Consider the following 24,007-nt stretch of genomic DNA (forward strand, 5'->3'; position numbering starts at 1 on the left):
GGCGGGGCGCCAGCCCGAAGAACGTTGGAGGTGACCGCGATGCCCGTGTGGGACGACCTGGTGGGTCAGGAGCGGGTGGCGGACCAGTTGGCCGCCGCCGCCCGGGACGCGGACGCCTATGTCACCGCCGTCGAGCGCGGCGACGAGCCCGAGCTGTCCGGTTCGTCGATGACGCACGCCTGGCTCTTCACCGGCCCGCCCGGCTCCGGCCGTTCCACGGCCGCCCGCGCCTTCGCCGCCGCGCTCCAGTGCGTCAGCCCGGACCGCGCGCTGGGCGGCCAGCCCGGCTGCGGGTTCTGCGACGGCTGCCACACCTCGTTGATCGGCACGCACGCCGACGTCGAGGTCGTCCGCACCGACCTGCTCACCATCGGCGTCAAGGAGACCAGGGAGCTGGTCCGCCGCGCCCAGCTCTCGCCGGCCGGCGGGCGCTGGCAGGTGATCGTCTTGGAGGACGCCGACCGGCTGACCGAGGGCGCGGGGAACGTGCTGCTGAAGGCCGTCGAGGAGCCGGCCCCGCGCACGGTCTGGCTGCTGTGCGCGCCGTCCATCGAGGACGTGCTGCCGACCATTCGCTCCCGCTGTCGCCAACTCCCGTTGCGCACCCCGCCGGTGGCCGCCGTGGCGGATCTGCTGGTCCGGCGCGACGGCATCGAGCCCGAGGTCGCCGAGGCGGCCGCCCGGGCCACCCAGGGCCACATCGGCCGGGCCCGCAGGCTCGCCACCGACGAGCGGGCCAGGGCCCGTCGGCTGGCGGTGCTGCGGCTGCCCGAGCGGGCCGCGGACGTGGGCGGGGCGCTGCGCGCCGCCCAGGAGCTGGTGGACGCGGCGGCCGAGGACGCCAAGCAGCTCGCCGAGGAGCTGGACGGCAGGGAGACGGAGGAGCTGCGGACGGCCCTGGGCGGGGGCGAGGGCAAGCGGATGCCCCGTGGCACCGCCGGCGTGATGAAGGAGCTGGAGGACCGCCAGAAGCGCCGCGCCACCCGCACCCAACGGGACGCGCTGGACCTGGCGTTGACGGACCTCACCGCGTTCTACCGGGACGTGCTGGCGCATCAGCTGGGCCATGCCGGCGGGCTGGCCGGCGGGGAGAGCGAGGAGTCCGTCCGGCGCGTCGCCGCCGCCACCCGGCCGGAGCAGACGTTGCTGCGGATGGAGGCGGTGCTGGAGTGCCGCCGCGCCCTCGATCGGAACGTCGCCCCCCTGCTGGCCGTGGAGGCGATGACGATGGCCCTGCGCTGACAGGTACGCTCACCCGGAGTCCGTGCCAGCAACCACGGGGGACCCATGCGCACCACCGGCCGCCTCGCCGTTTCCCTGCTCACCGCCACCACCCTGTTCGCCGCCGGCTGTTCGTCCGGGAACGACCGCCCGGAGGACCGCGCGCCCGACGCCGGTGCCTCCGACGGGTCATCGACCACCGAGCCGCCGGACGCGCCACCCCTGGAACCGCTGTCCGAGGAGATCCCGGACGAGCTACTGCCCTACTACGAACAGCAGTTGAACTGGCGCGGCTGCCAGGCCGCCGAGTTCCAGTGCGCGTCCCTCACCGTGCCGCTCGACTACGAGAACCCGGACCCGGCCAAGGACCTCCAGCTCACCGTCACCCGTTCCCGCGCCACCGACCAGGGGCAGCGGATCGGGTCGCTCCTGATGAACCCGGGCGGGCCCGGCGCCTCCGCCGTCGACTTCGCCCAGAGTTCCGCCGAGTACATCTACCCGGACGAGGTCCGCGCCCGCTACGACGTGGTCGGCCTCGACGCACGGGGCACCGGCCAGAGCGAGCCCGTCTCCTGCCTGGAGGGGCCGGAGATGGACGACTACACGCTGACCGACCGCACCCCGGACGACTCCGGCGAGGTCGACGAACTGGTCGCCGCGCACCAGGAGTTCGCCCAGGGCTGCCTGGAGCGCTCGGGTGAGCTGCTGGAACACATCTCCACCGTCGAGTCCGCCCGCGACATGGACGTGCTGCGGCAGGTGCTGGGGGACGAGCGGCTGCACTACGTCGGGTTCTCCTACGGGACCAAGCTGGGCGCCGTCTACGCCGGGCTCTTCCCGCAGCGCGTCGGGCACCTGGTGCTGGACGCGGCGATGGACCCGAGGCTGGACACCCTCAGCACGGACCGTGAGCAGGCGGGCGGCTTCGAGACGGCGTTCCGTTCCTTCGCCGAGGACTGCGTCTCGGGAAGCGACTGCCCGCTGGGGCGGGAGAGCGCCGACGACGCTTCGGCGCGGCTGCTCGACTTCTTCGCCGCGGTCGACGCCGAGCCGCTGCCGTCCGGCGAGGAGCGCCGGCTGACGGAGTCGTTGGCCACCACGGGCGTGGCCTACGCGCTCTACTCCGAGGACCTGTGGCCCACCCTGCGCCGGGCGCTGGCCGCCGCGATCGAGGACGGCGACGGGGGTCCGTTGCTGACCCTCGCGGACACCTACAACGGGCGGACGCCGGGCGGGAGTTACGCCACCGACATGTTCGCCTTCCCGGCGATCAGCTGCCTGGACAGCCCGGCGGGCAACGCGGACGCGGACGCGGTGCGCGAGCAACTCCCGTCCTACGAGGAGGCGTCGCCGACGTTCGGCGCCGACTTCGCCTGGGCCACGCTGGTCTGCGCCGCGTGGCAGGTCGAGCCGTCCGGCGGGCCGGTCAGCATCGCCGCCGAGGGCGCGGACCCGATCCTGGTCGTCGGCACCACCCGCGACCCGGCCACCCCGTACGCGTGGTCGGAGGGCCTGGCCGACCAGCTCTCCTCCGGCGTGCTGCTCACCTACGACGGCGACGGCCACACGGCCTACGGCGGCGTCAGCGCCTGCGTCGACTCGGCCGTCAACGACTACCTGTTGGCGAACACCGTGCCCGAGGAGGGCACCACCTGCTGACCACCTGGGATGATCATGGCCATGTCCTGTAACCACTACCGCGCCGCGATATCGGCCCGCGCCACGGGAACGCCCCTGCCCGCGACCGTGACCGAGCAGGCGCTCGACCACCACCTCACCAGCTGCCTGAGCTGCGGCCGCTGGTCCAAACACCTCACCACCCTGCGCGCGGCCACCGACGACCTCCTCCGCCGCAGGAGGCCCGCCGGAGCACCCTCCAAACCTGTGTAGACTGGCCTCCGCCAAGCGCCCAACGGGCGCACCCGCCGCCTTAGCTCAGTCGGCCAGAGCGACGCACTCGTAATGCGTAGGTCGGGGGTTCGACTCCCCCAGGCGGCTCCGAAAAAGTCCAGGTCACGTAGCCCGTGACCTGGCCTTTTGTGTGGGTACGGGCCTGCTGGGGCGGTGGCTGACAGACACCGGAGGGCGCGTGTGAGTGGAGAGGCCATGGCCCCCTCTTCGCCTCCATCCCCCCGTAGCGTTCTCCGCGGGCCTGCGATGGGTCTCTGGCGCCGGGGCTCGGCACGATTGTTCTCCTCCGCCGATGGTCGCCCGGGACCCTGGCTACAAGATCGCCCGCCTTGAGGAACCTGCTGGCAACGGATCGCCAACTCGTATCCGGGGGAGGCAAAGACTGGCGCGAAGGCGGCTGCGGTGATCGCGGACGCGGCTCGCACGACATCGCGCACTGCGCTCACTGCTGGCAACCGACGAGAGCACCGAAGCTGACCATTCTGGGCTCGGCATCGATCAGAACCTCGCGGGCGCGGCTACCTACACCTGCAATCGGATACGCCACCTTCCACAGCGCTGAGCTGGCGGCCACCCTCAGGGCTGTGCGATGGTCATTTTTGAGGGGTGTGGTCAGCGGAGCCCGGGAGGCATTCATGGTTGAGGCGGGCGCCATGCGTCTTTGCCGGTGCCAACACCTGCGCCGAGCCAAGGAACTACGCCCCGTTGAACCGTGACGGCGGCCGCTGGCAGCGTGGCTTCCGGACTCGATGTCGACCCCGAGGCCCTGCTCGCCCCACCCGTGCTCCGCACCGCCAACGACCTGCTCTGAGCGCGGAGCCCCGCCCCGCCCCGCCCGGGCAGGCGGGGCAGGGCGGGGCTCCCCGTCGCCGTTCCGTCAGGGCCGGTTCACCAGTCGGTCGGGCCGCCGCGCACGACGCAGGACTGGTTGTTCTCCCAGCCCCAACCGTCGCCGTCCGGGTCGGTGTTGCCGCCATGGAGGCAGTACGGGTAGCCGTTGGGCGCCGTGCCGGCGCCCTGGCTGTAGACGGTCGCCTCGCGCGAGGTGGCCGCGATGCCGTTGGTGCCCCGGATGACGCGCTCGCCCCACCAGGTGGGGGAGTCGGCGTTGAAGCCGTTGACCAGGTCGAGGTACTCGACGCCGCCGCCGTTGCCGCTCCAGGACCAGGCGAGCCAGCCCAGGCCCCAGGACTGCGCGGTGGCCAGGATCGTGTCCTCGTCGGGGTCCCCGTCGCTGTGGTAGTGGCCGAACTCGCCGACGACGATGGGCAGTCCGGCGTTGACGAAGCTGCCGAGATAGCTCTGGATCTCGCCGGCCGTGTCGTAGACGCCGTACATGTGGACCGAGAAGATCGTGTTCCGGTCGGGGTCGGCGTTGAAGACCTGGGCGGCGTTGTTCCGCATGACCTGGCCGCCGTCCTGGCCCCAGCCGGGCGCGTCCGCCATGATCGCGTGGTCGAAGCCGGCGTTCCGCAGCCGCTGGATGGCGTTGCTGGTGGACCAGGTCCACTGGTCGGCGTTGTTGTTGCCGAACGGCTCGTTGCCGATGTTGAGGATGACGTAGTTCTCCTGGCCGTCCAGCGCGCCCTTGACGCTGATCCAGTAGTCCACGGCCCGGTCGAGCGTGATGGCGGCCCCGTCGTCGCCGTAGCCGGTGGTGTCGTGCACCTCCAGCACGCAGATCAGCCGGTTCGCCTTGCACTGGCCGATGACGTTGGCGACGTCGGAGGCGTCGTTCCTGGTCCAGCGGTCTCCGCTGCTGAGCACGACGCGGACGGTGTTGGCGCCGGTGCGCTTGATGTCGCCCAGGGCGCCGAGTTGGCCGGCGTACCAGGTGTGTGCGTGGTTGACGCCGCGCATCACCAGGTCGTTCCCGTTGGCCTCCAGGATGCGGCCGTTGCTGACATGGATGCCGGTGGCGGCGTGGGCGGGCGTCGCCATGCCGAGGACGGCCAGCAACATGCCGAGAACTCCGGCTGCGGCCAGGGTCGTTCTGCGGCGGAGCGTGCGCGGTGATCTGAGCCTCATGACCAACTCCCAGTGAGGTGACTGTCCCGTGTGTCGTCCGGAGTGGCGCTGTGCTGTCGGGAGGCGGCGGCCGGGGAGGGACCGCCGGGGGAGGAGGGCGCCGCGTCGCCTCGCCCGGCCATGGCGGGGCCGGGGCGGGGACGTGAGCGCGGTGGGGACGTCGGTTCGACGTCTCGACGGGCCCACCCTGGTGCGTGCCAGGGTCGGGCCGAACGGGCGGCGCGGCGCGCCGACTTCGGGCAACAGATATACCGTTCCACCTCTGCCTCGGCAAGCTCCTGGAACGGCTTTCCCAGTCTCGACCAGTGTTGACGGACGCTTGGGCGCGGGAGTCGAGGCGGCGGTGCGAACCGTTCCACCTGGTCGTTCCGGCGCGCGACGCGGCCGGGACGAGGGGGCGAGGGTGGCCCCGCCGGTCGCTGGCGGTGAGTCGCCAAGAACGGGCGGTGCGCGGGGCGTTGACCGGTGCATGGCGCGTTGCTACGTTGCAATCGCGGTCTGGGAGCGCTCCCATCGAGGCTCCCGCCCCGCTCCACGCGTTCCCCCGGAGTCCGCGCCTGCGACCTCGGGGAGTGAATCGATTCACGAAGACCGGTGCGGGGGCGGTGCGCCCCCGGTGAGGAGCCGTCATGTCCGTCCGAAGAGCCCGCAGATCCCGGAGTTCCCGCAGATCCCGAAGATGGAGCGACCAACGGGGCCTGCTCGCCTCGGTGTTGGCCGTGGTGCTGGCCGGGGTGACGCTCGTCGCGCTCCCGGCGCCGGCGGCGGTGGCCGCCGAGATCGACACCTCGGCGTACTACCAGCTGGTCAACCGGCACAGCGGCAAGGCCCTCGACATCGAGGGCGCCGCCACCGACGACGGCACGGCCGTCGTGCAGTGGACGCCGGGGACCGGCGCGCACCAGCAGTTCCAGTTCGTGAGCGCGGGCGACGGCCACTACCGGCTGCGGGCCCGGCACAGCGGCAAGGTCGTCGACGTCGCGCAGGGATCGACGGCCGACGGCGCGACCGTACACCAGTGGACCGACAACAACGGCCCCAACCAGCAGTTCTCCGTCGTCGACACCGACGGTGGCTTCGTGCAACTGGTCAACCGCAACAGCGGTAAGGCCCTCGACGTGTGGGAGTCCGCCACCGCCGACGGCGCCCGGGTCTCCCAGTACGCCGTCACCGGCGGCGCCAACCAGCAGTGGCGCCTGGTGCGGGTGGACGACGACACCCCCGAACCGCCCGGCGAGGCCCAGCAGATGGAGGACCTCAACCGGGGCCTGATCTCGGTCCGTTCCGGCTCGGGGAACCTGGTGTCCTGGCGGCTGCTGGGCACCGAGGGCTATGACACCGCGTTCAACCTCTACCGGGGCGGCACCAGGGTGAACGGTTCGCCGATCACCGACTCCACCAACTACCTGGACCAGGGCGCCCCCGCCGACGCCTCGTACACCGTCCGCGCCGTGGTGGACGGCGTCGAACAGCCGGCCTCCGAGGGCTCGTTGCGGTTCACCGGCGGCAACTACCTCGACGTTCCCCTCCAGCCCCCTGGCGCGGGCTACGCCCCGGTCGACGCCAGCCCCGGCGACCTCGACGGCGACGGCCAGTACGAGCTGGTCGTCAAGTGGGACCCGAGCGACTCCAAGGACAACTCGCAGTCCGGCTACACCAGCAACGTCTACGTCGACGCCTACCGCCTCGACGGCCAGCGGCTGTGGCGGATCGACCTCGGCCGCAACATCCGCGCCGGCGCGCACTACACCCAGTTCCAGGTGTACGACTACGACGGCGACGGCCGCGCCGAGGTCGCCATGAAGACGGCCGACGCCACCCGGGACGGCCGGGGCACCGTCATCGGCAACGCCAACGCCGACCACCGGAACTCCGGCGGCTACATCCTGAGCGGGCCCGAGTACCTCACCATGTTCGACGGGCTGACCGGCGCCGCGCTCTCCACCGTTCCCTACGACCCGCCGCGCGGCAACGTCGCCGACTGGGGCGACAGCTACGGCAACCGCGTGGACCGGTTCCTGGCCGGCACCGCCTATCTCGACGGCGAGCGGCCCTCGTTGATCATGGCCCGTGGGTACTACACCCGCGCCGTCGTCGCGGCCTGGGACTTCCGGAACGGGCAGCTCGTCAAGCGCTGGACGTTCGACTCCAACGCCTCGGGCAACGGCTCGGCGGCCGGCCAGGGCAACCACCAGCTGTCGGTCGCCGACGTCGACGCCGACGGCCGGCAGGAGATCGTCTACGGCTCCGCGACCATCGACGACAACGGCCGCCTCATGTACGCGACCGGCTTCGGCCACGGGGACGCGCTGCACGTCGGCGACTTCGTGCCGAACCGGCCCGGACTTGAGGTGTTCACCATCCACGAGCCCGGCAACCAGCCCGGCTCCGACCTCCACGACGCCCGCACCGGGCAGGTGCTGCACCGCACCCCGACCAGCGGCGACGAGGGGCCGGGCCGGGGCGTGGCCGCCGACATCCACGCCGGCAGCCCGGGCGCCGAGTTCTGGGGCGCGGGCCCGAACATGGGCAACCTGCGGGACGCCTCGGGCGCCAACGTCGGGCGCAACCCCTCCTCGGCGAACTTCCTCGCCTGGTGGGACGGCGACCCGGTCCGCGAACTGCTCGACGGCACCCGGGTGGACAAGTACGGCACCGGCGGCGAGACGCGGCTGCTGACCGGCAGCGGGGTGTCCTCCAGCAACGGGACCAAGGCCACGCCGGCGCTCTCCGGCGACATCCTCGGCGACTGGCGCGAGGAGGTCATCTGGCGGCACACCGACAACTCGGCGCTGCGCATCTATGCCACCGGGACGCCGACCGACGTCAAGCTGCACACGCTGGCCCACGACGCCCAGTACCGGGTCGCCCTGGCGTGGCAGAACACCGCCTACAACCAGCCGCCGCACCCGAGTTACTTCCTCGGGCAGGGCATGAGCCGGCCGCCGCAGCCCGATATCTACGTGCGCTGATCCGGCCACCGGGCGGGCGGGCCGGCGCCTCGTCGGGTGCCGGCCTGCCCGCGCGGGGCGCGCGGTGGGGGCGCGCGGCGGCGCGGGGCGGCGCGCGGGCATCATGGCGGGGTGCGGGGGAGACGGTGGGCGCGGGCGGTGGTCGGGCCGTGGGGGCGGCTGGCGCTGTTGGCCGCCCTGCTCGGCGGGCTCGCGGCGGCCGGGCTGGCCGTGGGGCCGAGGGAGTTGGTGGCGGACGCGCCGCTGCCGTGGGCGTGGCCCGCGTTCCTGCTGCTCTACGCGTTGGGGACGGTGGCGTTCGTGCCGAAGCCGGCGCTCAGCGCCGCCGCCGGGGCGCTCTTCGGGCTCGGCCTCGGGCTGCTGCTCACGACGCTCGGCACGGTGGCCGGCGCGCTGCTCGGCTTTGCCGCCGGGCGGCTGCTGGGCCGGGAGGCGCTGCTTCCGCTGCTCCGCTCCCGGCCGGTCGCCGGGCTCGAACGCCGGCTGTCCGAGCGGGCGTTCGGCACCGTGCTGCTGGCGCGGCTGGTGCCGGTGGCCCCGTTCGCCGTGGTCAACCTGGGCTCGGCCGTCTCCCGGATGGGCTGGGCGCCGTTCGCCGCCGCAACGGCGCTGGGGACGGTTCCGGGGAACGCGGCCTGGGTGCTGGCCGGCGCGTGGGCGGCCACGCCCTCGGCCGGCTGGCTCTGGCTGCCGGCGGTCGGCGTGGCCGTGCTGCTGGGCGGGGTGGCGCTGGCGCGGCGCGGACGCGGGGGTGGACGCGGGGGTGGACGCCGGGCTGGCGGCGGGGACCTTCGTTGGGCGGGTCGTTCGGGCGGTCGTTCACCCATGCGAAGGGGGGTGCGCCGACCGGCCGTTCAGGCCGGTCCGGCGGCGGCCGATGCCTCGGGGGCGGGGCCGCCGAGCGAACGTGCGGCCTGAGACGAAACCGACGCGAGGAGCACCCATGGCGAACTGGAGCAACGAGGAACTCGACACCATCGGTGGCGCCGACGAACTGGAGATCGCGCCGCTGCGCGACGACGGCACCGAGCACGGGCCGATCACCATCTGGGTGGTGCGCCACGGCGACGGGCTGTACGTCCGGTCCGCGCGGGGGCGGGAGGGCCGGTGGTTCAACGCGGCGCGGGAGCGGCACGAGGGCCGGGTCCTGGCCGGCGGCCTGGACCGGGAGGTGACGTTCGTCGAACTGGGCGACGACGGGCTCAACGACGCGATCGACGAGGCCTACCGCAGCAAGTACCGGCGGTATGGCGCGCAGTATGTCGACCCGATCGTGGGCTCGGGAGCCAGGGCGGCGACGCTGAACGTGCTGCCTCGCTGAAACGGTCCGCCCGACGGTTCGAGTCCACAATGTGACCGAGAGCGGCACAACCTTTACGGAGTACGCACGCGGCTGGCGCTCTTTCTTTCCAAGCTGGCTAGGCTCCCCCTCCCATCTCGATCAGCTCGATCCAAGGGGGGATCATGCGGAGAAGGCACGCCGTTCTCGCCGTCCTCGTCACCGTCGGCGCCCTGGTGGCGCTGGCGGTGCCGTCGGCCGGGGCCGCCGAGTACACGTCCGCGTTGAAGATCCGGGGCATCCAGTACGACGCCCCGGGCCGAGACAACAACAGCTGTCGCGGCGGCAACGCGCACCAGGAGTATCTGGTCATCAAGAACTACTCACGAACCAAGACGGTCAATCTGCGTGGCCATGTGGTCAGGGACGCGGCCGGCAACACGTTCACGTTCACCCGCAACCACACCCTCCAGCCCGGCGACTACGTCAGGCTGCGCGGCGGGCACGGCACCGACTCGGACGCCGGGAACGTCGTCTACCGGAACAGGTGCACCTTCGTCTGGAACAACGACAAGGACACGATCTACCTCTACCTGCCCTCGGGCGCCCGGGCGGACGTGCACTCCTACACCAAGCGCGGCTCGGACCCCGACGGGAACGGCTATGTGACCATCCACGGCTGAGCCGCCCCCGACCGGGCCCCGAGCACCTCCCGTTCCCCGGGCCGGCCACCGGCCAGGGGAACGGCGCTCTTGACGGGCCCGCGTCGGGCTTCTACGTTCCCCGCCTGGAGTGAAGTCCGCCGAACCGCACGGCAGTTGGGCCCGTTCTCCGCACGAGGCGGCGCCCGCGCGGTGCCGGGGACGCCCCCCACCTCTCCGAGGAGCCCGTCATGCGATCCGTTCCGCTGCGGCCGGCCGCCGCGTTGCTCGCCGCCCTCGGTGGCCTGACCGCCACCGCCGGCGCCGCGCCCGGCGCCGCGCCGGCGGGGACCGAGGCGCGTGCCGCCCGGCCGGCGGCGGTCGTCGAGGTCGGCACGGCCGACGAGTTGGAGGCGGCCCTGGCCGCCGTCGTCCCCGGCGACACGATCCGGCTGGCCGACGGCGAGTACCGGGGCAACTTCGACGCGACCCGCAGCGGTTCGGCGAGCGAGCCGATCACCCTCGTCGGCTCCCGGGACGCGGTGCTCACCGCGGGCGGCGGCTACGGGCTGCACCTGGACGGGGCCGCGCACTGGCGGCTGACCGGGTTCACCGTCACCGGCGGCCAGAAGGGCATCGTGATGGACGCGGCCGACGACGTGCACATCGACGACGTGCTGGTCCACACCCTCACCATGGAGGCCGTCCACTGGCGGAACTCCAGCTCCGACGGCTCGATCACCAACTCCACCATCCGGGACACCGGCCTCGACGGACGCGGCATGGGCGAGGGCGTCTACGTCGGCAGCGCCGGCGGAACCGACGACCGCAGCGACAACATCCTGATCCGGGGCAACACCCTCGGCCCCGGCATCGGCGGCGAGAACATCGACGTCAAGGAGGGCACCACCGGCACCCGGATCATCGACAACACCTTCGACGGCAGCGGCCTCACCGGCGCCAACTTCGACGACTCCTGGGTGGACATCAAGGGCAACGACGTCCTGGTCGAGGGCAACACCGGGACGCGCACCACCAACGACGGCTTCCAGACCCACCAGGTGCGGGACGGCTGGGGCTGCGGCACGGTCTTCCGCGCCAACCACGCCGACCTCACGGGCGCCACGGGGCCCGACCGTTACGCCATCAACGTCACCCACCACGACCCGGACGCCTGCCCGGTCACCGTCGCCGCCGACAACACGGTCGAGGGCGGCAACGGGCTGACCAACCCGGGCGTCCCCGTCGGCTGAGCAACCCGGGCATCCCCGTCGGCTGACCGGGCGCGTCGAGCCGACGGGGACGCTGCCGGGCGCGACAGCGCGAAGGCTCAGGCGTCGGCCGCCGGCTCCCCGGGCGCGTTCCCGGTCTCGCGGAGCCTGGCCTGGGCCAGCACCTCGTCGACCGTGGCCAGCACCTCCTTCTCGCGGGAGGGGCCCGGCGCGAACTCCTTCATCTCCTTGAAGTCCTCGGACAGCACCAGCCGCGTCCCCGAGGGAACGACGGTCATCTCGAACTGCGACAGCAGTGTGGTCAGGGAGGCCGCCGACCTGGCGCCGCCCTGGATGCCGTAGGAGATCACGCCGGCCGTCTTGCCGCGCCACTCGGCGTACAGGAAGTCGATCGCGTTCTTCAGGACCCCGGGGAAGTTCCCGTTGTACTCCGGGGTGACGAAGAGGAACGCGTCGAACGGCGCGATCCGCTCCGCCCAGCGCCGGGTGTGGGGCTTGGTGTACTGCCCGGTCATGGCCGGCAGCGGCTCGTCGAGGAACGGGAGGTCCTGGTCGGCTATGTCCACGATCTCGAACGTCGCCCCCTCGCGGGTCGTGGCGATGCCCAGGGCCCACTCGGCGACGGTGGCGGCCTTGCGGCCGGGACGCGTGGTGCCGACGATGATGCCGACACGGATCTGGGCGGGGGATGGAGCCATGACGGAACTGCCTTCCGTAGGGCGGGTGTTGGGTCGTCGCGCTTGCGGTCCCCAATTTCGATTGACAGTCTGTATTTCGTAATACGCACTGTCAAGGGAACTAGGTTGGCTCCATGCCTCCCCGCAAGTACGAGCAACGGCTCCGCGCCGAGGGCGCCCGGGCGACCCGTCGGCGCATCATCGACGCGGTCTACGAGGAGCTGCGCAGGGCGCCGGACCGGCCGGTCAGCATGGACCGGATCGCCCAGGCCGCCGGGGTGGCCCGACCCACCGTCTACCTGGTCTTCGGCAGCCGCGCCGGGCTGTTCGACGCGGTGGGCGCCGACCTGCTGCACAGCGGCGGGCTCTTCGAGCGGATGATCGACGCGGCCGGGCACCCCGACGCGCGCGAGGGGCTGCGCGGCGGGGTCGGCGGGGTGGTCGCCATGTACGCGGCCCATCGCGACGTGCTGCGCGCGCTCTCCTCGATGGCCCAGCTCGACGCGGAGGCGGTGGGCGGCGCGGTGCGGCGGATGGAGGAGGGGCGCGCGGGCGGCATGGCCGAACTGGCCAGGCGGCTCGGCGAACAGGGCCTGCTGCGCGCGGACACCGACGTCGAACAGGCCACCGACCTGCTGTGGCTGCTGACCGCCTTCGACAGCTTCGACCTGCTGTACACGGGCCGGGGCGCGACGGAGGAACGGGTCGCGGCGACGCTGGTGGCGACGGCCGAACGCGCGCTGTGCGCGGTCGCTTGAGGTGGGGGCTGGGCGCTTGAGGTGGGGGCGGGGCGCTTGAGGCGGGGGCTGAGCGCTTGAGGCGGGGGCGGGAGCGTGCGCGCCGGGCGCGCGGTTCCGTTCGCGCGCCGGGGCTCGGCCGCCCACGCGCGTGACGCGGGGTGGCTCCGTTCGGGGGAGGTGCGGCGCGACGCGGTGTGGCGCTGGAGGCGAGGGGTACTCGGCCGCGCGGTCTCGGGGCCGGTGTGGGGGTGTGGAGGTGTGGTCGGTTGGCTGCTTCGTTGGCTTCTTCCCCGCTGGCGCCCGCGCTCGGCCGGGTCGTGGTGGTGCCCGGGGTGTACGCGCCCCAGTCGGACACGTTGATGCTGGCCGCCGCGCTGCGGCGGGAGGGGCTCGTCCCCGGGATGGACGTGCTGGAGGTGTGCGCCGGCAGCGGCGCGCTGGCGGTGCTCGCGGCGCGGCTCGGCGCGCGGGCGACCGCCGTGGACGTCGGGCGGCGCGCCGTGTTGAGCGCCCGGATCAACGCGCTGTTGGCGCGGCGGCGGGTCACCGTTCGCCGGGGCGACCTGTTCGCGGCCGTTCCCGACCGCTCCTTCGACGTGGTGTTCTGCAACCCGCCCTACGTTCCCGCGCCCGGCGAGTCGCCGCCGCGCCGGGGCGTGGCCCGGGCCTGGGACGCCGGCCGGAACGGGCGCGCCGTGGTGGACCGGATCTGCGCCGAGGTGCCGGCGCGGCTGCGCCCGCACGGGGTGCTGCTGATGGTGCACTCGGGGCTGTGCGCGGCCGACGAGACCCTGCTCCGGCTGGAGCGGGCCGGGCTGCGGGCCGAGGTGGTGGACCGGGCGCGGATTCCGTTCGGCCCTGTGCTGCGCGGGCGGCTGCCCTGGCTGCGGCGGCACGGCCTGATTCAACCCGACGAGGACACCGAGGAGTTGGTGGTGATCCGGGGGGAGAAGCGGTGACCGCCGCCGAGGCCCCGCGCCGGGACGCGCCGGAACGCCCGGGGCGGGGCGGGGCGGAACGCCCGGGGCGGGGCGTGGTGGAACGTGCTGGCCGGGGCGTTGCGGACTGGTCGGGTGAACGGCCGCGCCGGGTGGTGGCCGAGCGGGACGGGCCGCTGCTGGTGGAGGGCCCGGTCGAGGTGGTGTTGGACGACGGGCGGGTGGTGCGCGGCGACCGTTTCCTGGTGGCGCTCTGCACCTGTCGCCGCAGCCGCCGTTTCCCGTGGTGCGACACCAGCCACCGGCGCCGCGCCCGTGCGGACCGCGCGGACCGCGCGGACGTCGACGAAGCCCCCGAGGGGGAACGGTGAGCCGGGGGCCCGAGCTGCCCGAGGCCAGGGGCGAACTGTCGGCCGGGGTGGTCGCGGCCCTGGCCACCGGCCGGTCGGGCGCCTGGCCGGCACCCGAGGCCGTGGCCAGGGCCGAACCGCTCGGCGAGGACTGCCAGTTGGCGCTCTACCTTCTCTACGAGCTGCACTACCGGGGCTTCGCCGGCGTTCCGGACGAGCGGGAGTGGGACCCGGCCGCGCTCGGGCTGCGGGTCGCGGCGGAGGAGCGGTTCCTCGCCGCGCTCCGCGCCGGCGTTCCCGGCGGCGACCGGGTGGCACGGGCGCTGGACGCGCTGCTGGTCGAGCCGGCCGGCGACGACCCGGCCAGCGTCAGCCACTTCCTCGCGCGGCAGGGGGAACTGTGGCAGCTGCGCGAGTACGCGGCGGTGCGTTCCGTCTACCACCTGAAGGAGGCCGACCCGCACGCCTGGGTGCTGCCGAGGCTGACCGGGCGGGCGAAGGCCGCGATGGTGGCGATCGAGTTCGACGAGTTCGGCGCCGGCCGCGCCGAGCGGGCGCACGCCCGGCTCTTCGCCGAGCTGATGGCCGACCTCGACCTGGACGCCGACTACGGCCGCCAACTGGACGCGGCGCCCGGGGCGGCGCTGGCGACCGTCAACCTGATGTCCCTGTTCGGGCTGCGCCGCGCGCTGCGCGGGGCGCTGGTCGGCCACTTCGCGGCCGTGGAGATCACCTCGTCGCCCGGCTCGCGGCGGCTGGCCGACGCGCTGCGCCGAGTCGGGGCGGGGCCGGCCGCCGAGCGGTTCTACGAGGAACACGTGGAGGCCGACGCCGTGCACGAGCAGCTGGTGCGGCGCGAGGTGGTCGCCGGACTGCTGGCGGACGAACCGGAGTTGGCGGCCGACGTGGTCTTCGGGATCGACGCGACGGGACTGGTCGAGGACGCGCTGGCCCGCCACCTGCTGGGCGCCTGGCGCGCCGGCCAGTCCGCGCTCCGCCGCCCTCCGGCGCCCGCCCGGGCGCCGGAGGCGGTGGCGTAGCCGGACGGGCGCCGCGCCCTGGCCGGCGCGCGACCGCGTGCGGGCGCGTGCGGGCGCGGCAACGCGGCGCCGCCGTCGGCGAGGCAGGGGCGCTTCCGCGCACCCGCAGGGTGCGGCGCCCCGGCCGCGCGGCTCGGTGCTGCGGTGTGCCCGACCGGGCGCGCTGTTTCCCTCGGGCCGTCCGAGAGCCCACCACCGGGCAGCGGGCCTCGGCCCCCCCACCCGGCCAGGCCCGGGCCCGGCCCGGTGCGGCGGCAGGATGATCGACATGTCCGGCCCCGGCAGGGCGGGGAACCGGGCCCAGGTGGCCTGACCCGGTCCCCCACCCCGACCGGGGCCGGGGCACGCTTCCCGAGTGGGACGTGAGACCGCCTACGGCGACCGTTCGCCCCGTGCTCCGCACCGTGTGAACGGCCCGGAGAACGCCCAGGCGGGGCCCGGCCCGGGCCGAACCCCGCCGGAAGCCGGGTCGGTCGGCTCCGCCGGGTCCGTGCAAGCGGCGGACGGCCGAACCCGCCCGGGCCGAGGGCCGGCAGGCTCGTTCAGCCAGTTCCGCCAGTTCAGCCAGTTCAGCCAGTTCCGCCAGTTCCGCCCGGCTGGGCCAGCGAGGTCCGTACGACCGGGTCTGCCCGCCCCCGTCCAGACCTGCCGGCCGAGGCCACCAGGTCCATTGGCCCCTTGCCCGCCCGAGCCCAGGGTTGCCAGTCCCGCCCGGGCCCCAAGGCCGTCTGGGCCCAGTGCTGCTGGGCCGGTCTGGGCCGAGGGCTGCCGGGCCGGTCCGGGCCCCCGGGCCCCCGGGCCCATCCTGGCCCAAGGCCACGAACCCGCCTGGCCCAAGGCCCGCAAGCCCGCCTGGGCCCCAGGCCCAGCACTCCCGCCCGGGCCAAGGGCTGCCGGGCCCGTCCCGCCCCGGGCCGCAGGCCCTGCACCCGCGCTCCCGCCCGGGGCCCAGGGTTTGCCAGGCCGGTCCGGGCCCGTGTGCTGCCAGTCCCAGGCCCGGCTGGGCCAGCGACGTCCGTCCGACCGGGTCTACCCGACCTCGTCCGGACCTGTGGGCCGAGGCCATCAGGCCCACCGGCCCCTTGCCGCCCGGGCCCCAGGCCACGAACCAGCCCGGGTCCAGGGCTGTCAGGCCCGAACGGGCCCAGGGGCTGCCAGGCCGGTCCGGGCCCCCGGGCCCCCGGGCCCAAGGCCACGAACCCGCCCGGCCCAAGGCCCGGAAGCCCGCCCAAGCCCAAGGCCGCCAGTCTCGCCCGGCCCAAGGCCCGCAAGCCCGCCTGGGCCCCAGGCCCCGCGCCCCCGCCCGGGCCAAGGGCCGCCAGGCCCGTCCCGCCCCGGGCCGCAGGCCCTGCACCCCCGCCCGGGCCGCAGGCCCCGCGCTCCCCGCGCCCCCAGCGCCCCGGGGGGCGCCGCCCCCCGACCCGGCTGGCGCCGCCAGGCGCCGGCCGGCACGCGTTAGCCGGTCAGTGGAACTGCTCCGCCTCCGTCGAGCCCGCCAGCGCCGTCGTCGACGAGGCCGGGTTGACGGCCGTCGAGACCAGGTCGAAGTAGCCGGTGCCGACCTCCCGCTGGTGCTTGACGGCCGTGAAGCCGTCCCGCTGCGAGGCGAACTCCCGCTCCTGGAGGTCGACATACGCCGTCATGCCGTGCTCGGCGTACCCCTTGGCCAGGTCGAACATCCCATGGTTGAGCGAGTGGAACCCGGCCAGCGTGATGAACTGGAAGCGGTACCCCATCGCGCCCAACTCCCGCTGGAACTTCGCGATCTGGTCGTCGTCCAGCGCGGCCTTCCAGTTGAAGGAGGGCGAGCAGTTGTACGCCAGCAGCTGGTCCGGGTACCGCGCGTGGATCGCCTCGGCGAACTCCCGCGCCTGCGCCAGGTCGGGCGTGCCGGTCTCCATCCACAGCAGGTCGGCGTAGGGCGCGTAGGCCAGGCCGCGCGCGATGGCCGGGGCCATCCCGTTGCGCACCCGGTAGAAGCCCTCGGCGGTCCGTTCCCCGGTGACGAACGGCGCGTCGACCTCGTCCACGTCGCTGGTCAGCAGCGTCGCGGCGAGCGCGTCGGTGCGGGCGATGATCACGGTGGGAACGTCCGCGATGTCGGCCGCCAGCCGCGCCGCGTTGAGGGTGCGGACGTGCTGCGCGGTCGGCACCAGCACCTTGCCGCCCAGGTGGCCGCACTTCTTCTCGGAGGCCAGCTGGTCCTCGTAGTGAATGCCGGCGGCACCGGCGGCGATCATGGCCTTGGTCAGCTCGAACGCGTTGAGCGGTCCGCCGAAGCCGGCCTCGGCGTCGGCGACGATCGGCGCCAGCCAGTCGATCGGGTCGCTCTCGCCCTCGGCCGTGGCGATCTGGTCGGCGCGCAGCAGCGCGTTGTTGATCCGACGGACCACCTGGGGAACGGAGTTGGCCGGGTACAGGCTCTGGTCGGGGTAGGTCTGACCGGCCTGGTTGGCGTCGGCCGCGACCTGCCAGCCGGACAGGTAGATCGCCTGGAGCCCGGCCCTGACCTGCTGCACGGCCTGCCCGCCGGTCAGCGCGCCCAGCGCGTGGATGTAGTCGCGGTCGTGCAGCTGCCGCCACAGCCGCTCGGCGCCGCGCCGGGCCAACGTGTGCTCCTCGCGGACGCTGCCGGAGAGCTGGACCACGTCCTGGGGGCCGTAGGTGCGCTGGATGCCCCGCCACCTGGGGTCCTCGGCCCACAGACGGGCCAACTCCCGTGCGGTCCTGGGGGGTTGTGGTGAGGGGGAAGGGGTCGGCTGAACGCTGCCGGTCATGATCGCCTCCGTGGTGGAACTGCCCTGATGTGATCGGAGTGACCTCTGGTCAAGAGGCACGGCACTGAGTGCCGTGGAGGGTTGGGGCCCGCCGGTCCCCTCCGCTGGGTGGAAACGGTGAGCAATGCTGCCGGCGGGCGATTCCGGCCGATCGACGCGTGGGACCGTGGCGTGGGTGGGCACGGTTCCCGGTGTGCCGGGGCCGGTTCGCCGGGGTCCGGCGGGCCGTGCTCACACAATGACGTTGGCACTGGGTGCCATCAAGGCTGGATCGGTGCTAACTTCGAGAAGACTTCCGGCGGCTTTCTGCTGAACGTGCCAATCCCCGACGGTTTCGGGCGGTTCACGTGGTCGAGAGTCGAGGGTGAACGGTCGAAGGAGATCGCGGTGGCCAAGGTCTACGCGGGATCACGGTTGCGGCGCCTGCGCGCGGAACGGGGGCTGCGCCAGGCCGAGCTGGCGCGGCTGCTGGGCATATCGCCCGGCTACCTCAACCAGATGGAACACGACTCACGCCCGTTGACGGTGCCCGTGCTGCTGCGGCTGACCGAGACCTTCGGCGTGGACCCGGAGTTCTTCTCCGGAAGGGACACCAGCCGGCTCCTCGCCGACCTGCGGGAGGGCCTCGCCGACGAGGTGGACGGCGGCCGGATCACCCCCGAGGACCTGGGCGAACTGGCCGAACGGCTGCCGTCCGTCGCGGAGCTGGTGCTCGAACTCGGCCGGCGCAACCAGGCGTTGGCCACCCGGCTCGCCGAGGCGAACGCCGAACGCGAGGGCGCCTCCGACGGTGCCACGGACGATGCCACAGACCGCGGGCCGGTCGGGGCCACGGACGGTGGAACGGGCGGGGCCCCGAACGCCCCGGGCGCTCCGGGCGCGCGCCGCCGGCCGGGCGAGGCGGGCACGCCGCACGAGCGGATCAGGGAGTTCTTCTACCGGCGGCGGAACTATCTGCACGAGACCGACCTCGCCGCCGAGGACCTCGCTGAGGAGATCGGGGTCCGCCCGGGCGAGGTGCTCACCGTGTTGACGGAACGCCTGGCCCGGCACGGGGTGCGGGTCGCCACCCACCCCGGGGCCGGCCGCGACGAGCAGCACCGCTACGACCCGGCCGCGCGGGTGCTCTATCTCTCGGGCCGGCTGCGGCCCGGGCAGCGCGCGTTCCGGATGGCCACCCAGCTGGCGCTGCTGGAGTACGACGCCGAGCTGTCCGCCCTGGCCGGCGAGGACTTCGTGCCCGGCTCGGACAGCTGGTCCCTGGCCAGGATCGGCATCGCCCACTACTTCGCCGCCGCGCTGATCCTGCCCTACCGCCGCTTCCACGCCACCGCCGAGGAACTGCGTTACGACATCGAGCAGCTGACCGGCACGTTCGGGCTCGGCTTCGAGACCGTCTGCCACCGGCTGAGCACCCTCCAGCGACCCCGGCTGCGCGGGGTGCCGTTCTCCTTCGTGCGGGTGGACCGGGCCGGCAACATGTCCAAGCGGCAGTCGGCGAGCGGCTTCCACTTCTCCCACGCGGGCGGCACCTGCCCGCTGTGGAACGTCTACGAGGCGTTCGCCGCGCCCGGCCGCATCCATGTACAGATCGCGGCGATGCCCGACGGCCAGCGCTATCTCTGGATCGCGCGGACCGTCACCCGGCACCAGGGCGGCTGGGGCGACCCGGCGAAGACCTTCGCCATCGGCCTGGGATGCGAGGTCCAACACGCGCCCCGGCTGGTCTACTCCGACGGCCTGGACCTGGGCAACGCCTCGGCCGCCACCCCGATCGGGATGGGCTGCCGGGTCTGCGAGCGGCTGGACTGCCCGCAGCGGGCGGTGCCCCCGCTGGGCCGCGCGCTGACCATCGACGAGCACCGGGGCACGTTCGTGCCCTATCCGGTGCGCGAGGGCTGAACGGGCGGCGGTGGCCGCCTGGTTGGCCCCCGCTCCCTGGCCCGGGCCCGGGGGCGCCCGCGCCGTCCGGGCGCCGGTCGCCCAGATCGCGCCGCCGCCCGGACGGGTCTTGCCGGTGGCTCAGGTCGTGGCGCTGCCCCGGGCAGGTCTCGCCGGTGGCTCAGGTCTCGGCGGTCCGCACGGGCCCGCCGGTCTTCGTGGTCTCCGCCGGCTCGTTGGTCTCCCTTCGCTCGTCTGTCGTCCCCGCCTCGGTGGCCCGCTCGCACGCGGCGCCCCGGCCGGGTATTCGGGGCCCGGTCGGCTCGGGGCCCTCGGCCGGCTCCCGCCGCGCCGGCCCCGAGGCCGCCGGCGCTTCGGCGCCGGTCACCGCAGGACGGCTCCCGTGGAGCCGCTGGTCGCGCAGCAGCAGCCAAGTGCCGAGGATGGTCACCGCCATCAGGCCGAAGTACAGGGAGGCCGAGACGCCCAACAGGGCGCCGCCCGCCACCGGGCCGAGGAAGAAGCCCAGATAGCGCAGCTCGGCGAAGCCGAAGTACGCGCCCTTCCTGGCGTCGGGCGTGATGGTGTGGATCACGGTGTCCGGCATCGGGAAGAGCACCGCCTCGCCCATAGTCCAAAACACCACGCCGGCGAAGAGCAGCAGCGGATGGACCTCCAGGCCCCGGAACAGGAGCGCGGCCGCTACGAAGGCCAACGCGCCGAGCAGCGCCAGCCTCGGCTGGCTCAGCCGCCGCGCCAGCCGGGTCGCCGGCCACTGCATCGCGATGGCCAGCGCCGCGTTGAGCACCAGCAGCAACGAGAAGTAGGTGAGGGCGGACTCGCCCCGCACGCTCTTGATGTACAGCGGAAGGATCGACTCGAACTGCGAGAAGACCAGGAACAACACCAGCCCCGCGGCCACCACCCGCAGCAGCAGCCGATCGCGCACCGCCAGCCGCCAACTCCCGCCCACGCCGGCCGAGTCGTCGTCCGGCCGGCGGTCCAGGCCGCGCAGGAGGGAGGCCCGCGCGGTCACCAGCGCCAGATAGCCGGTGAAGATCACCGCAGGGGTCAGGAAGATCATCCAGTTCGCCACCGCGTAGAGCGCCGCGCCGCCGAGCGGGCCGACCGTGGCCGCCACGCAGAGCGTCACATAGCGGATGCGGAAGACCGCCTCGCCCGAACCCGCCTCCCCCGAGCCCGCGTCCCCCGACCCCGTCGCGGCCAGCGACAGCGCCTTCTTCATCGCCGGCTCCGTCAACAGCCGCCCCACCCCCAGGAGGCACACCAGCGCGACGATCAACGTCAGCTCGCGGGCGAGGCCCAGGGCCGCGTAGGCGACGACGTTGACGAGCAGGCCCGCCTGGATCAGCCGCGTCCCGCCGAGCCGGTCGGTCAACAGCCCGCCGACGGCGCCCCCGACGGCGGAGATCAGCGCCACGCTGCCCACCACCAGGCCGATCCCGGCCTCGGAGAGCGTCGAGATGTCGGAGAGGTAGAGCGCGAGAAACGGCAGCGTCGCGAAGAACGCGAGCCCGTTGAGCAGGCTGCCCGTCACCAGCAGCCGGAGCACCGGGTCCGCGTGCCAGGGCCGCGGGGCCGCCGGCCCGGCGTCCGCGGGAACGCTCCTCATGGCCGCGACTCCTCGAACCGGCTGGGGTCGAACAGCTCGACGGGGTGCCGGGTCGAGCCGTCCAGCGCCAGCTCGGCGAGGATCTCGCCCACCACCGGCACGAACTTGAAGCCGTGCCCGGAGAAGCCGCAGGCCACCGTCACCGAGGCGTACCGGGCGGGCCGGGCGATCACGAAGTGGTCGTCGGGGGTGCTGGTGTACATGCAGGTCACGGCCCGCAGCAACCGGCCCGGCAGGTCCGGCAGATGGCGCCCGGCGTGCTCGGCCATGGCCGCCACCTCCTCCGGGCGCACCGTCCGGTCGATGGTCTCGGGGGTGGTGGTGCCGACGTTCGATCGGTAGAAAGCGACCTTGGCGCCGCCCTCGGGGCCGTCGATCGCGGGGAAGCCGTAGACCGAGGTGCCGTCCGGCTCCTCCCAGATGTAGACCGGGTGCCGGTCCGGCAGGAACGGCTCGACGCCCCGCTCGCCGCGCGGCGCGAACCAGTACATGACCTGGCGTTCCACCGCCAACGGCAGGCCCAGCTCGGCCAGTTGCTCGGGCGCCCAGGCGCCGGCGCAGATCACCAGCTGGCCGGCCGTGTAGCTGCCGGCCGGGGTGCGCACCCGGACGCCGGCCCCGCCGGGCAGTTCCTCCCAGGAGGTCACCGGCTCGTCGAAGCGCAGCTCGGCGCCGGCCGCCGTGGCCCGTTCGATCCCGGCCCTGACCGTCTCCTCGGGCCGGACCAGGCCGGCCCCCCGCTCCCAGAGCGCCACCTCGTCGTCGGCCGGGCTCAGCGTGGGGAACCGGCGCCTGATCTCGCGCGCGTCCAGCACCTCGTGGGGCAGGTCCCAGGTCTCGGCCGAGGCCAGGGAGCCGGCGACCGTCCGGCTGCCAGGGGCCCCGACCATCACCCCGCCGCAGCGCACCATGAGGTCGCGGCCCGTCTCGGCCGCCAGCTCGTCGAAGAGTTCGTACGAGCGCAGCAGCAGCGGGACATAGGCGGCGCCCTCGAAGTATGTCTGCCGCACGATGCGGGAACCGCCGTGGCTGGAGCCCCTGTTGTGCGCCGGGCCGAAGCGCTCCAGGCCCAACACCCGGGCGCCCCGCGCCGCGAGCCGGTGCACGGCCGCGCCTCCCATCCCGCCGATCCCGAGCACGATCACGTCATAGCTGGTCGAGGTCATGCTCCACCCGCCTCCTTCGCTCGTCTCCGCAGAGTCTTCCAGCCGCCACTGACAGTCCCGGAGAAACGGCGGGCGGACGCCGTCCCCGGCGGGCGTCGGGCACACTCGAGGAATGCGTGTCAGGAGTGCCGAACACCGCGACCTGCCGCTGCTGCGGGAGATCGAACGGGCGGCGGGCGAGCCGTTCCGCGCCCTCGGCATGGCGGAGATCGCCGACGACGAGCCGCCCGGCGAGGGCGAGTTGAGCCGGCGCCTGCGGGCCGGCCTGGCCTGGGTTGCGGTGGACGAACGCGATCTTCCGGTGGGCTACCTCATCGCCGAGTGGGTGGACGGCGAGGCCCATGTCGCGCAGGTCTCCGTCCACCCGGACCACGCCCGCCGCCGGATCGGCCGCGCCCTGCTGGAACGGCTGGCCGACCACGCGAGGGAACGGGGCAGCCCCGCCCTCACCCTGACCACCTTCGCCGAGGTGCCGTGGAACGCGCCCTACTACCGGCGCTGCGGCTTCGCCGAGCTGGCGCCCGAGGAACTCGGGCCCGAACTGCGGGCCGTCCGCCGCCGGGAGGCGGAACTGGGCCTGGACCGCTGGCCCCGGGTGGCGATGCGGCGGGTCCTGGCGGGCGACGCCGGGTAGGGCGGTGCCGGACGGGGCGACGCCGGACGGGGCGGTGGCGGGCGGGATGTCGGGCGCGGCGAGGGCGCCGGGACGGGGACGGGGACGGGGACGGGGGCTGAGGGGGCGCGGCCCCGGCTGGTGCGTCATCCGAGGTGGGTGTCCCCGAGGGCGACCAGCAGCCGGCGCAGCCCGTCGCTGAGCCACTGCTGCTCCGACTCGGGGAGCGCGGCCAACATCCGCGTCTCGTTGGCCACATGGGCGACCACGGCACGGTCCACCACGTCGAGGCCCGGCTCGGTCAGCCGCACCCGGACGGCCCGCCGGTCGCCGGGGTCGGGGTGGCGCTCGATCAGGCCCTTGCGCTCCAGCCGGTCGAGTCGGTTGGTGATGGCGCCCGAGGTGACCATCGAGGAGAGCACCAGCTCGCTCGGGGTCAGCTCGTGCGGGGCGCCGGCGCGCCGCAGCGTTGCCAGCACGTCGAACTCGGCGTTCTCCAGGCCGTGGGCGGTGAAGACCGGCTTCATGCGCTTGACGAGCAGGCTGGACGCGCGGTTGATCCGACCGATCAGGGCCATGGCCCTCAGGTCGCCGAGGTCCGGCCGCTCGCGCATCCACTGGGCGGTCAACTCGTCCACGGCGTCGGTGGGGTGGGCCTCGGCGCGGCCGGTCCCCTCCGGGGCCTGGTCCGGGGTGCCCGCCGGGACGTCCGAGGGGACGTCCTGGCGGGCTTCGCTGTCGCTCATCGGTGTCGGAGTCCTTCGCGTCTGGGAGGGGAACGGTGGTCGGTCGGGGCGGGCCCGAGGAAAACTATCTTAGCCTTCAGCTACTTGACGTGAGCAAGTGGGCCGTGCCAGACTACCACGAGTTAATTCAGCGTTGAGAAGTTCAAGGCTGAGACAGGCGCG

General features: G+C 73.8%; 20 protein-coding genes and 1 tRNA gene. 15 read left to right on the forward strand and 6 right to left on the reverse strand.

All coding sequences use genetic code 11. The features are described from left to right. Nucleotides 1-39: 39 nt before the first annotated feature. The 4 genes from FH609_RS19100 (at nucleotide 40) to FH609_RS19115 (ending at nucleotide 3,219) form a co-directional block, all read left to right on the forward strand. Nucleotides 40-1,242, forward strand: a complete 1,203-nt coding sequence (locus FH609_RS19100; protein ID WP_139669894.1) for a DNA polymerase III subunit delta' — start codon at nucleotides 40-42, stop codon at nucleotides 1,240-1,242. Nucleotides 1,243-1,287: 45 nt separating this feature from the next. Beyond that, nucleotides 1,288-2,880, forward strand: coding sequence for an alpha/beta hydrolase (locus tag FH609_RS19105; protein WP_139669646.1), 1,593 nt, complete (start codon nucleotides 1,288-1,290; stop codon nucleotides 2,878-2,880). 21 nt (nucleotides 2,881-2,901) lie between these two features. Then, complete coding sequence (locus tag FH609_RS19110) at nucleotides 2,902-3,111, forward strand: hypothetical protein (protein ID WP_139669648.1); 210 nt, start codon at nucleotides 2,902-2,904, stop codon at nucleotides 3,109-3,111. A gap of 34 nt (nucleotides 3,112-3,145) precedes the next feature. Then, a tRNA-Thr gene (locus FH609_RS19115) sits at nucleotides 3,146-3,219 on the forward strand. Nucleotides 3,220-4,020: 801 nt separating this feature from the next. On the opposite strand, the gene FH609_RS19120 is transcribed toward FH609_RS19115, so the two are convergent. After that, on the reverse strand, nucleotides 4,021-5,160 hold the full coding sequence (locus tag FH609_RS19120; RefSeq protein WP_139669650.1) for a cellulase family glycosylhydrolase: 1,140 nt from the start codon (nucleotides 5,158-5,160) through the stop codon (nucleotides 4,021-4,023). A 710-nt stretch (nucleotides 5,161-5,870) separates the two neighbouring features. On the opposite strand from FH609_RS19120, the gene FH609_RS19125 reads away from it, so the two are divergent. From FH609_RS19125 to FH609_RS19145, 5 genes are all read left to right on the forward strand, one after another. Beyond that, a complete protein-coding gene (locus FH609_RS19125; protein WP_319789608.1) occupies nucleotides 5,871-8,132 on the forward strand; it encodes an RICIN domain-containing protein in 2,262 nt (753 codons plus the stop codon). 111 nt (nucleotides 8,133-8,243) lie between these two features. Next, complete coding sequence (locus FH609_RS19130; protein WP_139669655.1) at nucleotides 8,244-9,050, forward strand: TVP38/TMEM64 family protein; 807 nt, start codon at nucleotides 8,244-8,246, stop codon at nucleotides 9,048-9,050. A gap of 25 nt (nucleotides 9,051-9,075) precedes the next feature. After that, nucleotides 9,076-9,453 (forward strand): DUF2255 family protein, encoded by a 378-nt coding sequence (locus tag FH609_RS19135; protein ID WP_139669657.1) that lies wholly within the window; start codon nucleotides 9,076-9,078, stop codon nucleotides 9,451-9,453. A gap of 143 nt (nucleotides 9,454-9,596) precedes the next feature. Next, a complete protein-coding gene (locus FH609_RS19140; protein ID WP_139669659.1) occupies nucleotides 9,597-10,094 on the forward strand; it encodes a lamin tail domain-containing protein in 498 nt (165 codons plus the stop codon). A gap of 209 nt (nucleotides 10,095-10,303) precedes the next feature. Beyond that, nucleotides 10,304-11,305, forward strand: a complete 1,002-nt coding sequence (locus FH609_RS19145) for a right-handed parallel beta-helix repeat-containing protein (RefSeq protein WP_139669661.1) — start codon at nucleotides 10,304-10,306, stop codon at nucleotides 11,303-11,305. Nucleotides 11,306-11,382: 77 nt separating this feature from the next. Here FH609_RS19145 and FH609_RS19150 read toward each other — a convergent pair whose 3' ends face one another. Beyond that, nucleotides 11,383-11,982, reverse strand: a complete 600-nt coding sequence (locus FH609_RS19150) for an NADPH-dependent FMN reductase (RefSeq protein WP_139669663.1) — start codon at nucleotides 11,980-11,982, stop codon at nucleotides 11,383-11,385. Between the two features lie 113 nt (nucleotides 11,983-12,095). Between FH609_RS19150 and FH609_RS19155 the strand changes: the two genes are divergently transcribed. From FH609_RS19155 to FH609_RS19170, 4 genes are all read left to right on the forward strand, one after another. Beyond that, the gene (locus tag FH609_RS19155) at nucleotides 12,096-12,719 is read left to right on the forward strand and encodes a TetR/AcrR family transcriptional regulator (protein WP_139669665.1); all 624 of its coding nucleotides are present in this window, start codon (nucleotides 12,096-12,098) and stop codon (nucleotides 12,717-12,719) included. Nucleotides 12,720-12,967: 248 nt separating this feature from the next. Next, entirely contained in the window at nucleotides 12,968-13,660 is a 693-nt protein-coding gene (locus FH609_RS19160) for a HemK2/MTQ2 family protein methyltransferase (RefSeq protein ID WP_139669667.1), read from the forward strand. A 131-nt stretch (nucleotides 13,661-13,791) separates the two neighbouring features. Continuing rightward, complete coding sequence (locus FH609_RS19165; protein WP_226961821.1) at nucleotides 13,792-14,010, forward strand: CDGSH iron-sulfur domain-containing protein; 219 nt, start codon at nucleotides 13,792-13,794, stop codon at nucleotides 14,008-14,010. After that, entirely contained in the window at nucleotides 14,007-15,029 is a 1,023-nt protein-coding gene (locus FH609_RS19170) for an iron-containing redox enzyme family protein (RefSeq protein WP_139669669.1), read from the forward strand. Before FH609_RS19165 ends, FH609_RS19170 begins: the two co-directional genes overlap by 4 nt. Nucleotides 15,030-16,492: 1,463 nt before the next feature. On the opposite strand, the gene aceA is transcribed toward FH609_RS19170, so the two are convergent. Next, nucleotides 16,493-17,806 carry an isocitrate lyase gene (gene aceA / locus FH609_RS19175; RefSeq protein WP_139669671.1) on the reverse strand — a complete coding sequence of 438 codons (1,314 nt, stop codon included), beginning with the start codon at nucleotides 17,804-17,806 and terminating at the stop codon, nucleotides 16,493-16,495. Between the two features lie 387 nt (nucleotides 17,807-18,193). Between aceA and FH609_RS19180 the strand changes: the two genes are divergently transcribed. After that, entirely contained in the window at nucleotides 18,194-19,708 is a 1,515-nt protein-coding gene (locus FH609_RS19180) for a short-chain fatty acyl-CoA regulator family protein (protein WP_139669673.1), read from the forward strand. A 160-nt stretch (nucleotides 19,709-19,868) separates the two neighbouring features. Here FH609_RS19180 and FH609_RS19185 read toward each other — a convergent pair whose 3' ends face one another. Both FH609_RS19185 and solA read right to left on the reverse strand, forming a co-directional pair. Beyond that, entirely contained in the window at nucleotides 19,869-21,320 is a 1,452-nt protein-coding gene (locus FH609_RS19185; protein WP_139669675.1) for an MFS transporter, read from the reverse strand. Next, complete coding sequence (solA, locus tag FH609_RS19190) at nucleotides 21,317-22,486, reverse strand: N-methyl-L-tryptophan oxidase (protein WP_139669677.1); 1,170 nt, start codon at nucleotides 22,484-22,486, stop codon at nucleotides 21,317-21,319. Before solA ends, FH609_RS19185 begins: the two co-directional genes overlap by 4 nt. Before the next feature lie 112 nt (nucleotides 22,487-22,598). Between solA and FH609_RS19195 the strand changes: the two genes are divergently transcribed. Continuing rightward, the gene (locus FH609_RS19195; RefSeq protein WP_139669679.1) at nucleotides 22,599-23,120 is read left to right on the forward strand and encodes a GNAT family N-acetyltransferase; all 522 of its coding nucleotides are present in this window, start codon (nucleotides 22,599-22,601) and stop codon (nucleotides 23,118-23,120) included. A gap of 125 nt (nucleotides 23,121-23,245) precedes the next feature. Here the strand turns inward: FH609_RS19195 and FH609_RS19200 are convergent, their stop codons facing one another. Beyond that, on the reverse strand, nucleotides 23,246-23,845 hold the full coding sequence (locus tag FH609_RS19200; protein WP_139669681.1) for a MarR family winged helix-turn-helix transcriptional regulator: 600 nt from the start codon (nucleotides 23,843-23,845) through the stop codon (nucleotides 23,246-23,248). Between the last annotated feature and the right edge of the window lie 162 nt (nucleotides 23,846-24,007).

The sequence above is a fragment of the Streptomyces sp. 3MP-14 genome, assembly GCF_006334905.2.
In the GTDB taxonomy this organism is placed as follows: Bacteria; Actinomycetota; Actinomycetes; order Streptomycetales; family Streptomycetaceae; genus Streptomyces; species Streptomyces triticirhizae.